Origin of the sequence: Algivirga pacifica (assembly GCF_039543525.1) — a bacterium.
GTDB lineage: Bacteria > Bacteroidota > Bacteroidia > Cytophagales > Flammeovirgaceae > Algivirga > Algivirga pacifica.
This window is the reverse complement of sequence record NZ_BAABJX010000004.1, coordinates 97,425-112,405: the sequence shown is the minus strand read 5'-3', so window position 1 is coordinate 112,405 and position 14,981 is coordinate 97,425. Positions and strand designations below refer to the sequence as shown.

Annotated in this window: 12 protein-coding genes; 3 read left to right on the top strand and 9 right to left on the bottom strand. The window is 40.8% G+C overall.

The features are described 5' to 3' along the window. Window positions 1–262: 262 nt before the first annotated feature. The 4 genes from ABD985_RS01000 to ABD985_RS00985 form a co-directional block, all read right to left on the bottom strand. Entirely contained in the window at window positions 263–1,162 is a 900-nt protein-coding gene (locus ABD985_RS01000) for an RHS repeat domain-containing protein (RefSeq protein ID WP_345368546.1), read from the bottom strand. 383 nt (window positions 1,163–1,545) lie between these two features. Beyond that, window positions 1,546–1,725 carry a transposase gene (locus ABD985_RS00995; protein WP_345368545.1) on the bottom strand — a complete coding sequence of 60 codons (180 nt, stop codon included), beginning with the start codon at window positions 1,723–1,725 and terminating at the stop codon, window positions 1,546–1,548. 45 nt (window positions 1,726–1,770) lie between these two features. Continuing rightward, window positions 1,771–3,312 carry an ATP-binding protein gene (locus tag ABD985_RS00990; RefSeq protein WP_345368544.1) on the bottom strand — a complete coding sequence of 514 codons (1,542 nt, stop codon included), beginning with the start codon at window positions 3,310–3,312 and terminating at the stop codon, window positions 1,771–1,773. Window positions 3,313–3,419: 107 nt separating this feature from the next. Further along, complete coding sequence (locus ABD985_RS00985; RefSeq protein WP_345368543.1) at window positions 3,420–5,474, bottom strand: SpoIIE family protein phosphatase; 2,055 nt, start codon at window positions 5,472–5,474, stop codon at window positions 3,420–3,422. A 209-nt stretch (window positions 5,475–5,683) separates the two neighbouring features. Here ABD985_RS00985 and ABD985_RS00980 point away from each other — a divergent pair, with 209 nt between their 5' ends. Continuing rightward, a complete protein-coding gene (locus tag ABD985_RS00980) occupies window positions 5,684–7,843 on the top strand; it encodes a M3 family metallopeptidase (protein WP_345368542.1) in 2,160 nt (719 codons plus the stop codon). Between the two features lie 69 nt (window positions 7,844–7,912). On the opposite strand, the gene ABD985_RS00975 is transcribed toward ABD985_RS00980, so the two are convergent. Further along, entirely contained in the window at window positions 7,913–8,542 is a 630-nt protein-coding gene (locus tag ABD985_RS00975; protein ID WP_345368541.1) for a hypothetical protein, read from the bottom strand. A gap of 289 nt (window positions 8,543–8,831) precedes the next feature. Here ABD985_RS00975 and ABD985_RS00970 point away from each other — a divergent pair, with 289 nt between their 5' ends. Together ABD985_RS00970 and ABD985_RS00965 are read left to right on the top strand one after the other, a co-directional pair. Then, window positions 8,832–10,043: an acyl-CoA dehydrogenase family protein gene (locus ABD985_RS00970; RefSeq protein WP_345368540.1), complete on the top strand. Its 1,212-nt coding sequence runs from the start codon at window positions 8,832–8,834 to the stop codon at window positions 10,041–10,043. A 266-nt stretch (window positions 10,044–10,309) separates the two neighbouring features. Further along, entirely contained in the window at window positions 10,310–10,531 is a 222-nt protein-coding gene (locus tag ABD985_RS00965; RefSeq protein ID WP_345368539.1) for a hypothetical protein, read from the top strand. Window positions 10,532–10,561: 30 nt separating this feature from the next. On the opposite strand, the gene deoD is transcribed toward ABD985_RS00965, so the two are convergent. The 4 genes from deoD to ABD985_RS00945 all read right to left on the bottom strand — a co-directional run bounded on the left by deoD (window position 10,562) and on the right by ABD985_RS00945 (window position 14,842). Further along, window positions 10,562–11,272 (bottom strand): purine-nucleoside phosphorylase, encoded by a 711-nt coding sequence (gene deoD / locus ABD985_RS00960; protein WP_345368538.1) that lies wholly within the window; start codon window positions 11,270–11,272, stop codon window positions 10,562–10,564. An 11-nt stretch (window positions 11,273–11,283) separates the two neighbouring features. Next, window positions 11,284–12,453, bottom strand: coding sequence for a phosphopentomutase (locus ABD985_RS00955; RefSeq protein WP_345368537.1), 1,170 nt, complete (start codon window positions 12,451–12,453; stop codon window positions 11,284–11,286). A 195-nt stretch (window positions 12,454–12,648) separates the two neighbouring features. Then, window positions 12,649–13,314 (bottom strand): deoxyribose-phosphate aldolase, encoded by a 666-nt coding sequence (deoC, locus tag ABD985_RS00950; RefSeq protein WP_345368536.1) that lies wholly within the window; start codon window positions 13,312–13,314, stop codon window positions 12,649–12,651. Window positions 13,315–13,534: 220 nt separating this feature from the next. Further along, window positions 13,535–14,842: a thymidine phosphorylase gene (locus ABD985_RS00945; protein ID WP_345368535.1), complete on the bottom strand. Its 1,308-nt coding sequence runs from the start codon at window positions 14,840–14,842 to the stop codon at window positions 13,535–13,537. Between the last annotated feature and the right edge of the window lie 139 nt (window positions 14,843–14,981).

Genomic DNA, 14,981 nt, shown 5'->3' with positions numbered 1-14,981 from the left:
AGGTATGCCTTTTTTCGAAAATCAAATTTTTGAAAAAACTCTAGGAATACGGGGTCTGAAACAATAGATGTTTGTATAGATTTCTTCACACGTAAGCATGACTCTATATTTATACCCTGAATTTTCATATGATTTAAAGCTTTCATAAAAGTAAGCTTCACCTGTTTTAACAATACATAAATTAATATACGAGGGTGTTTTAGTTTCGACATCAGTTACTGATTGACTATACAGGACAGTAGGAATCAATAAAATTAATGTGCTAATTATTTTTTTCATTTTCTTGTGTAGCCTTTACATTATTCATCAATTTTTTCCAACTCTTTTTTAATTCTTGCCAATTTTTACGTATTTCTGCTCTTTGTTGTTTACGCAATTCCTTCTCTGAAAGAATTTCAAAATCTTTTTCTTTTGGTATATTCCTTTCTGAACTATCGTGATCTTCACTATCACTAAATGTCAAGTGGATATGACCATCATCTTTATAAACCTTAGAATATTCAATTCCTAACTTTTTAGCTTCTTCAATAATCATATCATTAGTTATTTTACCATCTGCATCATTGGTTAGTCCAAAATCAATTGCTCTAGCACCCTCTTCAACAAGATGCCTTGAAGATTTAGCTGATTTAGATATATGACTATGATTTGATAATGAATATATTTTGCCATCCTTTTTATATCTATCTCCTCCAGTAATGGTTAATGTAAAAGCTTTCGAGTCAACACCTGCTCTTTTAGCCAAAGCAGCATTCAATTTCCCCATTTTTTTAATTAAGCTCTTATTATTTAAAACTAAATTATTAGGATTGACAATCTTTCTACCGTCTGGGTCGATATACTTTATTGGATTATTAGCTGTGTAATTGTATGGTGACAATAAAAAATATTTCTCAGCCAACGGATCCACCCCGAACCATTTACCCACACCCGGATCATACATTCTTGCGCCGTAGTCGAGCCAACCCAACTCAGATTGCTCCTCCTTCCCATTATAAGTATACTTGAAACCCGTACCCGCTCCAGCACTCAAAGAAGTGATATTCCCTCCGTATGGACGCCCTATGAACTCCCCAAATCCACCAAAAAAAGAACGAAAAAGCTGCCTCATTTCATCAAGGCACACAAAAAACATGGCAGGAAAATAGTGATTTTCTGTCAAGGGGTTTTAATTGCTTTCTTCCAACTGGATTTGAATAAGAATTACCTCCAGAAGATAATTAAGCCCATTAATGAGTTTAGCTTACGCCATTACCATGCGCCATTGACTCCACGCCCTATGTGACCTTACTCCAGAAGTACTTCCCTGCGATTAAATCCGTAAATAGGTTTTATGGGATATTCCCAATTTCCTGGATAGTTAATGTAATCTACAGTGGAAGGGTGCAATTTTCTTTAAGTTACGAAGGATGTAAAAAAAGTACTAAGGTTTCTTGAGAAAAATATATTGGTAGTCGGAGCTGCCTGCTTTAAAATATCTCTACAGGAGATTTTTTAGTGTTTGTTTCTGTGTCATTTCGGAAAGTTCTTGATTGTAATTGATAATCAGTTGTTTAATGTTGATCGGTGAATTTGTTTGGCATTATCAAAACGCGTAAACCCGGCAGTAGCAATGAGGAGTGCCATAGCGGTTGTTCGTCCGATACCTGGTACGGAGGTCGCTAATTGTAGCTGCTTATTAAGGAATGTGTCCTTCCGAATCATTTCCTCTAGCTTCTTGTCCAAATCTTTAAGAGCTGTTTTGAGTGCATCTAGGGGAACTTCTCTTTTTTACCCCAAAACCTCAACTTTCCATCCATCAATCCCCTTTGCCTCGGTACTAAAATTGACGCCTATACCGACCAGTTTCTTTCCGGTCAGTTGAAATTTTTCTAAATAATTTTTGCTTTTGATCTGTTCCAATGCCTCTTCTGCGCTTTTATTGAACTTAAATTCAAAGCAGTAGATATGCGAGTCTGTTTGAACGATGGCATCGGCTCGTCCTCTGGAAGTTACTACCTCACTTTGTACATAGGTACCCAAATAGTAAAAGGTAAGATGCACCACGGCGTGGTAAAACTTTTCGGTTTTTTCATGCAAGTGATAGGGGAGGTTAGCCAACATCACCTGTAGACAAATTTTTACCTGCTCCAGATTATGGTCTCTGAAGGCATCTTCCAGCTCCAACATCAGGGGTTGTACTTTTCCTTTGCTTCGGCCGGAGAACCCTTCAATCAGGTAGTCCAGGAAAGCATTTCTCACTTCTTTGTTGGGATATCCCAGCGTATAGATACCTCTTTCATCCACCTCCTTGATCGTGAGATATCCTGTTTGGAACAGTAGGGAGAGCAGGTCAATCTTATGTTCAATATCAAAACTGTCGAAGGTAGTTTCGCCGACTCTGGTGTTGTCTACATCATAAAGAACTTCCTCCCGAAGCAGGTCAATCAGAAAAGTAGGGGTGCCTGTCGAAAACCAATAGTTTTTGAAGGCCATTCCATCGAAAAAATTGAGGACACTGAAAGGATTGTATACTCGCACCTTTCCACTCCAGAGGTAGCCATTGTACCATTCCCTGATTTTCTCTACAGTTTGCTTGGAAGTACAATCATTTTCTTTGCTATAGGCTACGATATGTTCTTTGAAATAATGGCATAATTCATCTTCGGTGTAGCCGAGTAGTGTGCCATAGTTTCTTTTTTGGGTAATGTCATTGAGATTATTTAGCTCAGAGAAAATACTCACCTTCGAAAACTTGGAAACTCCAGTGATAAAAACCATTTTCAAATGAGCATCCATGTCTTTAACAATGGAATAGAAGGTTTTCATGGTTTGCTGGTTACCAACTGCTGTTGAGATATCCTTTCCTATATAGTCAATGATAGGCTTATCATATTCGTCAACCAGTAGAGCGACTTTTCCATAGTGATTATTCAGTAAAATAATAAGCTCTTGAAATTTATCCTTAATGGTAATGCTATCAAGTGTTAGATTATATTCCGTAGCAATTTTATCAAGCCTGTCTGAAATTGCTTGTTCCAACCCTTTTTTTTGGTAGTCCAGCAGAGAAAAAGGTAAATGAATGATTGGGTTAGTTTTGCTCCAGTCCCACTTATTTTCAATCCAAAGCCCTTTGAATAGATCTTTGTTTCCTTGAAAAAGCTCAATCATCGTACTAATCAATAGTGATTTACCAAATCGGCGAGGACGTGAAAGGAAGTAATATCCACTTCCTTGTACCAGCGAATAGATTAACTCTGTCTTATCGATATACAGATAATCTTCTGAGCGTAGTTTACGGAAATCTTGAATGCCAATAGGTAAATCTTTCATACTGATCTGTTCGTTAGGTTTGATTGAAGATTTAGTGGAATAAAACAAAGATAGGACAAAGGAAGGATATTGTCGAATAATCTTTAGGAGGGGGAACGAAAAGAAGTTTACAACTTCACCCCTACAATAGTAATGTCATCCCTCAATTCCATTCCTTTTCTGTGGGCCTCCAATACACGAACAAGCTCTTGTTGCTGCTCTTGTAATGGTTTGTTGGCATTGACAGTAACAATGCTCTCAAATACTCTGGTACTTAGTTTTTTGCGGTCAGGGCTGGCGGCATCCATATAGCCATCAGTAGTCAGGTAAAGCAAGTCGCCCTCTTGAAGGGTAAGCTCGTGCTGCCTGAACTCAAAATGCTTGAACTTGTTTTTAGCTTTGGTGTTGATGGAAGACTTACAGTTTTTATGGCGGTATAATTGACCGTCATTAAAGTAGTATAGCGGTCGTTTAGCACCGGCAAAAGTTACTTTGACTTGTGGATTATTGAGATAATCGAATTTACAAAGGATAATATCCATCCCTCCATCATAGGTGTTGCCCGTTTTTTCAAAAGCGGTATGTACTCGTTGTTGTAGGCGATTCAATACCTCTGCAGGTTCTTTGATGTTTAGGGAGTTGACCAAATCATCCAGGGAAGAGAGCGCGAGCATGGACATAAAGGCTCCTGGCACTCCGTGTCCGGTACAGTCAATCACGGCAATCATGGATTTATCTTTACTTACCCAGTAGACATCTCCTGAGACGATATCCTTGGGTTCGAAAAGAACAAAACAGGAAGGCTTTTTTAACTGCGTCAATGCGGTGGTTGGAAGCATGGCCTCTTGCATGGCTTTGGCAGCTTGTATACTATCAGTAATTTTTTGATAGCTATGGCTTAACTTCTGGTTGTTTTTTTCTACGTATTCCTTTTGAGCGCTAATCTCTTCATTGAGTTGCTGCAACTCTTCGGCTTGTGCCAATACTTCATTTTTTTGCTCTTTAAGCGCAAGGTTCAAGCGTTTCTTTTGTAGGTTATGTCTATACAGGTAAATGGCGATATAGATAGCGGCCGCAATGATAAAAAGGAAAATGACCTGTATTATTTTCTGTTGCTCAATCTCATTCGCTTGCAGGGCAAGTTCTTGCTCTTGTAGCTTATTTTCTCTACTCATCACCGCTTGCTCATATTTGGCGGCCATTTCTGCCACTTGCTTGGCATGCTCTGTTTCAAAGGCATTTTTCTCCAGTTCATTTTGCCTTTCCAGTGCCTGTAGGGATTGTTCGTGCTTACCTATGATTTTATACAATAAGTATTGTTCCCCACAAGCCTCCGCTTCTAAATTGGTATATCCACCCTCAATGGAAAGCTTTTTGGCCATTTGTAGGGCTTCTTCCGCTTTATCGTAATTTTTTAGCTTGGTGTAGGCCCTTCCTTTGGTCAGTAAAAATAATGTCGTAATAAACTTATCTTTAATATTGTATTGATTTTCAGTGTTTCGAATGATGGATAAACACTTTTGGTATTGCCCTTTATTATAAGCAATCTCAGAAAGGCTGGATTGTAGCATGGCATAAATACGATCATTTTTATGTGCTTCGGCCAGCTGTATACCATCTTTGATATAGACTAATGCTGAATCAAACTCTCTTTGGCTAGCATAAATGGTACCGACATTTAGGCGTAAAACCTCTGATTGGTATTCTGGGTCTTCATAAGAGATCCCTTTCTTTATATACTCAAGGGCTTTAACACTGTCCTTGCTCGTCAGGTAAGAGAGGCCAATATTGGCATAGCTTTTACCGATGATATGTCTACTCTCACTTGCCTGTGCGTGATTGAGGGCATCAAAATAGGCCTGTCGCATTAAAGTATTCTCTCCTTTACCGTAATAAGAAGCTCCCAAAGCCATGTAGGCAGCCGCTATAGTGGAATCATTCTTCAGCTTATGGGCCATCTCTACGGCCTTCTTGGCAAAAATGACTCCGCTATCAGGGTTGGAGCTCCAGTATTGGTAGCTTAGTGCATTGTATTCTGTAATAGAATCTTCTATGCTTTTAGAAGAAGAATTTTCCAATTCTTGTGCAAAACTGTTGGTGTTTACCAGTAAAAAGGTGCAAGTCAACCAAGAGGTGAACATAGCGAAAACCTTTCTCTGGTTAGCATGAAAAAAAGTATACATGGATGTATTGTTTGTTATTGTGTATCACAGCTAAAAAATGTAGCAAGGTGCTGTGTGTTATCGGTAATTTAAGATTGCAGAGTCCTGATCCTATCCTAAAAGTTCTACAATAAAACAGCTTTTAGGGATTTTTCAAATAAAAGATTATCCTTTCCCAAGAATATTTATCATATTCAGGCTTCCAATTATTATTTAAACGTCAAATTAACATGAGCAAATCAATTACTAGAAGATGGTCTGTTGCAATGGCCATAACACTAGGTACTGCATTTACTGCTTGTAATGTAAATGAGCCGGCAAAGCAGCTGGAAGTATCGGATAACTTACTGATTCAGGAGTGGGAAGGGGCTTACCAAGGGGTGCCAGCTTTCGATAAGATGAAGCTGGAAGATTTGAAGCCAGCCATGGAAGAGGCTATGGCCTTGAATCTTAAAGAGATTGAGGCTATCGCTAATAACGCAGAAAAACCAACGTTTGAGAACACAATTGTAGCTATGGAGAGCGCTGGAAAGGCGTTTGACCGTGTAGCGACGTATTATTACTTATGGAGCAGTAACCTTTCTTCTCCGGAGTTTAGAAAGATACAAGGAGAGATGGCTCCGAAGTTGTCAGATTTCTACTCTAAAATTAGCCAGAACGAGAAGTTGTTTGACCGTATCAGAACGGTTTATGAAGCAGCAAAAGAAAATCCTCTGGAAGCGGAAGCACAAAGAGTATTGGACCTAACGTATACACGTTTTGCAATGAACGGTGCTGAATTGGATTCGGCAGGAAAGGCACGTTATGCAGCAATCAATAAAGAGCTGTCAAGCCTTTATACAAAGTTTGGCAACAATGTGTTGGCTGACGAGGAAGGGTATGTTACTTATATCACGAAAGAGCAGCTAGGTGGCTTGCCAGAGTCATTTGTAAAGGCTTCAGCCAAAGCAGCGGCAGACCGTGGAAAAGAAGGAATGTATGCCATTACGAATACTCGTTCGTCTATGGATCCTTTCTTGACGTACTCTGATGAGCGTGAGCTAAGAGAGAAAGTATGGAAGAATTACTATTCTCGTGGAGACAATGGGGATGAGCACGATAACAATCAGGTGATTGTGGAGATCCTTAAACTAAGAGATGAGCGTGTAGGGTTGTTAGGTTTTGACAACTATGCACAATGGAGATTGCAAGATCGTATGGCAAAGACACCAGAGCGTGCCATGGAGATGATGGAAACCGTATGGCCTGCAGCAGTGGCAAGAGTAAAAGAGGAAGTGGCTGATATGCAGACGGTAGCGGACCAAAGAGGAGACAAGATCACTATCGAGCCTTGGGATTACCGTTACTATGCGGAGAAAGTAAGAAAGGCAAAGTATGACCTGGACTCTGATGAGGTGAAGCAGTACTTGCAATTGGATAAATTGCGTGAGGCGATGTTCTTCGTAGCAGGGGAGTTATTCAATTTCAATTTCCAGCCTGTACCGGAAGGTAGTGTACCGGTATTCCATGAGGATGTGAAAGTATGGGAAGTAACGGATAAAACATCCGGAGAGCATATCGGTCTTTGGTACCTGGATCCATTTGCCAGACCAGGCAAGCGTTCAGGAGCTTGGGCAACGACTTACCGTTCTTACACAACCTTTGAAGGTAAAAAGAATGTATTGAGCTCGAACAACTCAAACTTCATCAAGCCAGCAGAAGGAGAAGCGGTATTGGTATCTTGGGATGATGCAACGACATTCTTCCACGAGTTTGGACATGCATTGCACTTCCTTTCGTCTAATGTGAAATACCCTACACTAAATGGAGGTGTTCGTGATTATACGGAGTTCCAGTCGCAGTTATTAGAGAACTGGTTGGCAACAGATCAAGTAATCAATAACTACCTGGTACATTACAAGACAGGAGAGCCTATGCCGAAGGAGTTGGTACAAAAGATCAAGAAGGCTTCTACGTTCAACCAAGGGTTTGCAACGACAGAGTACTTGGCATCTGCCTTGATGGATATGTATTATCATACGACTGATCCTGAGACGATCGATCCAGATACCTTCGAAAGAGAAACATTGGCGAAACTAGGGATGCCAAAAGAATTGGTGATGCGTCACCGTTCTACGCAATTTGGACACGTGTTCTCAGGTGAGGGATATGCGACGGCTTATTATGGATATATGTGGGCTGATGTATTGACTTCGGATGCCGTACAAGCATTCAGAGATGCCGAAGGTGGATTCTATGATAAGGAGATGGCTGACAAGCTAGTGAAATACTTGTTTGCTCCAAGAAATGCCATGGACCCGGCAGAAGCGTACAGAAAATTTAGAGGCAGAGACGCGAAGATCGATGCCTTGATGAGAGAGAGAGGTTTCCCGGTGCCGAAGGAGATGTAGTATACTATTTATCGGTTATGGCTTATCGCTTATCGTTTATTTTGCAAACGATAAGCGATATACTCACCTTTAAACAAAATATTTCACCCGATCATTTTGTACCTCAATAATCTTTCGGTTCACTAGTTCCTCAATAACCAAAGCTGTCATTTCTTCCTTCCACTCCATATCCTTGTAGAAATTACGGATATACTGCTGAAACTTTTCCGCCGTTTTAGGGCGACGTACCGGACGTATTGTTTGTATATTTTTGACAATTCCCCAAGCTTCATCACTGAACACCTCTGGGTCTAGCGTTTCGATCAGGGCTTCTTTTTTCTCAAAACCAATCGCATTGGAGATATTCTTGAAATTGGCACTGACTAGCTTGGTACAATCCCTTCCTTCTTTCTTCAGAAGTTTAATGATGTTGTCATAAGTATTCTGCTTACTGATAATGACAAACTTTGCATCCTTGTGTGCCTGCGCATGACTTTCCCCTATACGAAACATCATTTGGTCAGTAAGGTAATCGTGTCCTGCCTTGATATCCTGATAGAACTTACACTGTTTTTGAAGCTGCTTTTTGAGCTTGCGTAGCCCCTCGTTTACACGAAAGTCTTTTGATAAGAATACATTGAAGTTCCATCTCCCGTCAATAAATCCATCGGGATTGAGATCATAAACGGCATACTGGTCAACAAAGACGTAAATCTTCATAGGTGGTATCTGTAATTTTAAAGCGGTTTCATCCATCGGGTATGTAAAACCCCAGACTATTATTATATTCTGCAAATATTGCATTTTTTTCTGCAAAAGGAGGGAGACATTTGAGATAAAAAAAGATCATTACAGTGAGCAGTGAGCAGTGAGCAGTGAGCAGTGAGCAGTGAGCAGTGAGCAGTGAGCAGTGAGCAGTGAGCAGTGAGCAGTGAGCAGTGAGCAGTTATGAGTGATAGTTGAAGTATGGCCCTGATAATTAAAAATTGATAATTAAAAATTAAAATATATGGAACAGGAACAACTAAACATCAAAAGGTCATCCAAAGTAGATGATTATCAATCGCCAGATTTTTATCAGATCGATGATTTACTCACGGAGGAACAGCTACAGGTTCGTCAAGCGGTTAGGGATTATATGAAGCAGGAGGTGTCCCCGATTATTGAAGACTGTGCACAGCAAGCTTTATTTCCGTCTCACCTGATTCAAGGGTTTGGGGAAATGGGATTGTTTGGTCCGACAATACCGGAGGAGTATGGAGGGAATGGCTTCGATGATACTACTTATGGTATTATGATGCAGGAAATTGAGCGTGTAGACTCAGGAATGCGTTCTATGGCCTCGGTACAAGGTTCTTTGGTGATGTATCCTATCTATAAGTTTGGTTCTAAAGAGCAGAAACGAAAGTATTTGCCTAAGCTGGCTTCCGGAGAGATGTTGGGGTGTTTTGGACTTACGGAACCGGATCATGGGTCTAATCCCAGTGGAATGCGAACGTCGATTACAGACGAAGGAGATCATTACTTGTTGAATGGGGCCAAGATGTGGATTACCAATTCGCCAATGGCTGATATCGCTGTGGTATGGGCTAAGAATGAGGAAGGAAGAGTAAAAGGGGTGATTGTGGAAAAGGGAATGGAAGGCTTCTCTGCTCCGGAAATTCACAATAAATGGTCTTTGAGAGCGAGTATTACGGGAGAGTTGGTTTTTGATAATGTCAAGGTACCTAAAGAAAATCTATTGCCGGGAAAAGATGGATTAGGAGCCCCTTTGATGTGTTTGGACTCAGCCCGTTATGGGATTGCATGGGGTGCTTTGGGTGCAGCCATGGACTGTTACGAAACGGCTCGTAAGTATACATTGGAAAGAGAACAGTTCGGAAAGCCGATTGCAGGATTCCAGTTGCAGCAGAAGAAATTGGCTGAGATGCTTACTGCTATTACACAAGCACAGCTATTGGTGTGGCGATTAGGACAATTAAAAGAGCAAGGAAAAGCAAGTAGCGCACAGATCTCTATGGCTAAACGCAATAATGTAGCTATGGCCTTGGAAGTAGCCAGAACAGCTCGTCAGATGTTGGGAGGTATGGGAATTACAGGGGAGTATCCTATTATGCGTCATATGATGAACCTGGAATCCGTGGTGACTTATGAAGGAACCCACGATATACATCTGCTCATTTTGGGGAATGAGATTACAGGAATCCCCGCTTTTAGTTGAATCGTTGAATTTCAGCAGCAAGCTGCTGAGTTGAATTGAGCTTCGCTCCATTACATGGCGTCTTGATTCGAGTTGAACTGTTGTTCGTTTTTAGAGAGCGCTACTTTCAATCAACATATCAACTCGAATCAACGAGCGAAGCTCAATTCAACGATTCAACAAGCAGCGTAAGCTGCCTCAACAGTTGTTAAGGGGTTGTGAATCAGTAGGGAATGTATTCTTGTGATTGTATAATTAGTAAAAGGTATAATCCAAAATACAAGAATATGATGTTGAGCTTTACGTTATCCATGGAAGACAATAGCACGAGTAGAGGAATTATTAGTGCATATAATCATGAAACGAGCGACTTGTCTCCTTATTTAGAGGTAGTATTTTTTGCCAAGACGGCACAGGCTTTGGAAACAGTGTACTGGGAAGTGATTACACAATTGAAAGGGCAGGGGATTCATTATGTATTGAACCCTACATTAGAGGGAATAAAATAGGTCGCAGCATTTGTGCTACGACCCGTATCATTAATCCATCTGTATCGCTGTTTCCAGCGCAATGGTCATCATGTCTGTAAAAGATTCTTGTCGATCGATAGAAGAAAGCTCTTCACCGGTCACCAAGCTATCGGATACGGTAAGGATGGTTAAGGCTTTGGCTCTGAACTTGGCGGCAATAGAATAAAGGGCTGCAGCTTCCATTTCTACTGCGAGTACCCCATATTTGGCCCATCTTTTCCATTCATCAGGATCATCTCCATAGAATACGTCAGAAGAGAGAATATTTCCAACCTGTGGGGTAATATTATGTTTTAACGCATTTTCATATGCTTTTTGCAATAGCTCAAAGTTGGCAGTAGGAGCATAGTTCATCCCTTTGAACACATGGCTGTTGATTCCCGAGTCAGTAGAAGCAGCCATCGCAATAATGATATCTCTAAGTTTGATGTGTGGCTGCATAGAACCACAGCTTCCTACACGCATGACATTTCTTACCTCAAATTCAGTAATTAGTTCATGGGCATAAATACTGATAGAGGGCATCCCCATTCCAGACCCTTGTACCGAAACCTTATGACCTTTATAGGTACCGGTAAATCCGTACATCCCTCGTACTTGGTTGTACTGAACGACATCCGATAGAAAGTTTTCAGCAATGAACTTTGCTCTTAATGGATCGCCCGGCATTAGTACGGTAGGGGCGATGTCACCTTTTTTAGCGCCAATATGTACACTCATTTTTTGGTTAATTAATTAGTGGATTCTTCTTTATTAATAATTTTCTTAGCAAAGCTACCTTCCGCCTTTTTATCCAAAAGGAGTTCGCCAATGGTATCTGCAATGTCCTTGAAAGAACGACGCACCCCTATGGATACAGGATTAACGTGTTTTCCAGCGATAAGGATAGGCACGTGTTCGCGCGTATGATCTGTCCCCTTGAAGATAGGATCATTGCCATGATCTGCAGTGATCAGTAATAAGTCATCGTCTTTCATGGCTGAAAGGATTTCCGGTAAACGCTGATCAAAATACTCCAGTGCATTTTTATACCCTACGACATCTCTACGATGACCGAACAGCATATCGAAATCTACCAGATTGGTGAAAATCAATCCTTTACTATCTTCCTTCAGGCGTTGGATAGTAATATCAATACCTTCTTCGTTGCTTTTGGTACGTGTACTATGGGTAATTCCTTTTCCGTTAAAAATATCGGAAATTTTCCCCACACCTATTACATCTTGTCCAGCATCTTTAAGGTCATCCAGAATAGTATGTTCTGGCGATAGAGAGTAATCATGTCGATTAGAGGTCCTGCTGAAGTTACCCGGTGTTCCTACAAACGGTCTGGCGATCACCCGACCTACATCTGTCATCTTACGGGCAATCTCGCAGTAACGATAAAGTTCTTCAATAGGAACAACTTCTTCATGTGCAGCGATCTGGAAAACAGAATCAGCTGACGTATAGATAATCAGCTTACCTGTTTTCATATGTTCTTCTCCCAACTCATCGATGATGGCTGTTCCGGAAGCAACTTTATTACCCAGCGTACCTCTGCCAGTAGCTTTTTCAAATGGCTCCAGAATCTCTGCAGGAAAACCATCCGGGTAAGTAGGGAAGGGCTTGTGCAGGATTTGTCCAGCAATCTCCCAGTGTCCTGTAGTAGTATCCTTTCCTTTGGAAACCTCAATGGCTTTACCATAGGCTCCTTTGGCAATGCCAGGAGGATTGATGCCTTTTAAGATGGCAATATGTCCTAGTCCCAATGAAGCCATATGAGGAACATGGAGTCCTACCGCATCACAAATATGTCCCAAGGTATTGGCGCCCAGATCTCCATAATCTGCAGCATCTTCAGCGAAACCTATGCCGACACTATCTAATACAATCAGTGCTACTCGATTGATCTTTTTCATATATATAAGCAATATTAAAACTGGTGGTCTAAATACTAAGTTTTCTGATAGAAATAAAGGACTACTTCCAGATGGATAAAGGAGAAAAGGTAAAAAGTAATAGGTAAAAGGGATAAGGTGATTTAAATTTTATCCTTTATCTTTAAACCATTTGAAAGTAGCACTTAGTTATAATTTTACTTAGCAATCCATCCACTAGTAACTTCCTTCTTCTGCAGTACCTCCACCAACAATCTTGATTCCGCTACTGGTTCCTAGACGCTGTACGCCCATGTCGATATATTTTTTAGCCGTTTCAGCATCTCTTACACCACCAGAGGCTTTTACTTTAGCTTTTCCTTTTACGGTATCTAGCATAAGTTGTACATCCTCAGGAGTAGCACCTCCTGTTCCAAAACCGGTAGAAGTTTTGACAAAGTCAGCATTGGCTTTAACGGATAGTTCGCAAGCAGTTACTTTTTCCTCATCGGTTAGGTAGCAAGTTTCAATGATCACTTTCAGGACGTGTTCGCCGATAGCCTCTTTGATTTGCTTGATTTCCTCAAAAACATATTCGTGGTCTCCAGCTTTCATACGCCCCACATTGATCACCATATCAATTTCCTGGGCTCCATTGGCGATCGCTTGTTTCGCTTCGAATACCTTGGAAACGGTGTCCATTTGTCCCAAAGGAAAACCAACGACAGAACAGATTTGCACAGAGCTACCCAAAAGATGGGTGCGTGCCTCCTCTACATATCCACTGTTCACACAAACACTGAAGAACTGATGTGTCTTAGCTTCTTCACAAAGTGTTTTGATATCTTCAGGTGTACTATAAGCGAATAATACGGTGTGGTCAATATATTTTTGTAGTTCCATGTATGGTATAATTATGGTTAGTCTTACCTCCTTGCAAGGCATCGGTAAGTGGATGGGAGGTATACCTTTTTTATGATTAATTGCTAAGTAAACTTATAGTTCAGTACTACTTTTAAGGATAAAGGATAAAATTAAAACCACCTTATCCCTTTTACCTTTTACCTATTATTTTTCCTCCTTCTACTATTTGGAAGTAGTACCTTTATTGCTAGCAGTTTACTTATTCATAGATAATATCTTTTATAGTGGAAGGAGCACCTGTCTCATTCTGCTGTATACGGTAAGCATTCAGTACTAGTTTCTCGGCTTCCTTCAATTGTTTATCATCATTGAAATAGAAGGTAGCGAGTAATTCATTTTCATTGACATGGTCGCCTACTTTCTTTCTTAGCACCACGCCGACACCATGGTCGATTTGATCGTCTTTGGTGGCTCTACCGGCTCCTAAGATCATGGCGGCTTTCCCTATATCTTCTGCCAGGATTTCATGAACATACCCACTGTTGACACTGTGAAGGCTACGGGTGTTTTGTGCTATGGGTAGTAGTTTGTAGTCGTCTACGATATTCGGATTCCCACCACAAGCTTGAATAAATGACTTCAGGTTGTTCAGGGGTTCATCGGTTGCGATTTTTTCAGAAACCATAGAAATAGCTTCTGGTAGATTATCGGCAATGCCTTTCATCATTAAAGCATTTCCGGCAATCAAAAGGAGAAGCTCTTTGAAGTCAGTGGGACCAAATCCCTTCAAGGTCTCTATAGCTTCGACAATTTCAAGACTGTTACCTACGGAAAATCCCAAAGGTTGCTCCATGCCCGAAAGTACGGCCGTGATATTCCTTTTGAAGTGCTTGCCAATACGCATCATGGTTGCGGCTAGTGTTTTAGCCTCTTCTTCTGTTTTCATGAAGGCTCCATGACCTACTTTGATGTCCAGAATGATACCATCAGCACCAATTGCTAGCTTTTTGCTCATAATACTACTGGCAATGAGCGGAATGCTGGGAACAGTAGCGGTAACATCTCTAAGAGAGTACAGTTGTTTGTCCAAAGGTACAATGGAATCTGAGTAGCCCATGATTCCAATTCCTGTTTTCTCAATGAGTTGCATTAGATCGGCTTGTGTCTCCGGGAAACTAAATCCAGGGATGGACTCTAGTTTATCAATCGTGCCACCGGTATGGCCAAGACCTTTTCCAGATAATTTCGCTGTTCCAATATCAAAGCAAGCTAACAAAGGAGCCAGGGCAATGGTGATTTTATCGCCTACCCCTCCGGTACTATGCTTATCAATCATAAAGTGTTTACTATCCCCTAATGGAATAGTATCCCCGGAATTCATCATATTTTCTGTAAAGGCAAAAAGTTCCTCATCCGTCATGCCGTTAAAATAGACGGCCATCATAAAGGCACTCATTTGATAGTCGGGGACTTTTCCGTCCAGGTACATGGTAAGGAAATTGGTGATTTCCATGGAAGATAAAGGGATACCATCCCTTTTCTTCTGAATTAAGTCGACTGCTCTCATATATTGTTCTTGCTTCGACCAGAGTAGTTGCTGGTAAGTAAATGACGTTTTTCTAAATCTTGAAGTAAAATTAATTTACACACCTTAGAGGTATGTATAATGAACATCTTTGCTTGGTTGTTGAGTTTACGAAACGGCA

Excerpts from the sequence above, each read along its gene's own strand:
- ABD985_RS00990 (WP_345368544.1), bottom strand. The coding sequence starts at position 3,312 with ATGAAAGATTTACCTATTGGCATTCAAGATTTCCGTAAACTACGCTCA.
- deoC (WP_345368536.1), bottom strand. The coding sequence starts at position 13,314 with ATGGAACTACAAAAATATATTGACCACACCGTATTATTCGCTTATAGT.
- deoD (WP_345368538.1), bottom strand. The coding sequence starts at position 11,272 with ATGAGTGTACATATTGGCGCTAAAAAAGGTGACATCGCCCCTACCGTA.
- ABD985_RS00965 (WP_345368539.1), top strand. The coding sequence starts at position 10,310 with ATGATGTTGAGCTTTACGTTATCCATGGAAGACAATAGCACGAGTAGA.
- ABD985_RS00955 (WP_345368537.1), bottom strand. The coding sequence starts at position 12,453 with ATGAAAAAGATCAATCGAGTAGCACTGATTGTATTAGATAGTGTCGGC.
- ABD985_RS00975 (WP_345368541.1), bottom strand. The coding sequence starts at position 8,542 with ATGAAGATTTACGTCTTTGTTGACCAGTATGCCGTTTATGATCTCAAT.
- ABD985_RS00970 (WP_345368540.1), top strand. The coding sequence starts at position 8,832 with ATGGAACAGGAACAACTAAACATCAAAAGGTCATCCAAAGTAGATGAT.
- ABD985_RS00945 (WP_345368535.1), bottom strand. The coding sequence starts at position 14,842 with ATGAGAGCAGTCGACTTAATTCAGAAGAAAAGGGATGGTATCCCTTTA.
- ABD985_RS00985 (WP_345368543.1), bottom strand. The coding sequence starts at position 5,474 with ATGTATACTTTTTTTCATGCTAACCAGAGAAAGGTTTTCGCTATGTTC.
- ABD985_RS00980 (WP_345368542.1), top strand. The coding sequence starts at position 5,684 with ATGAGCAAATCAATTACTAGAAGATGGTCTGTTGCAATGGCCATAACA.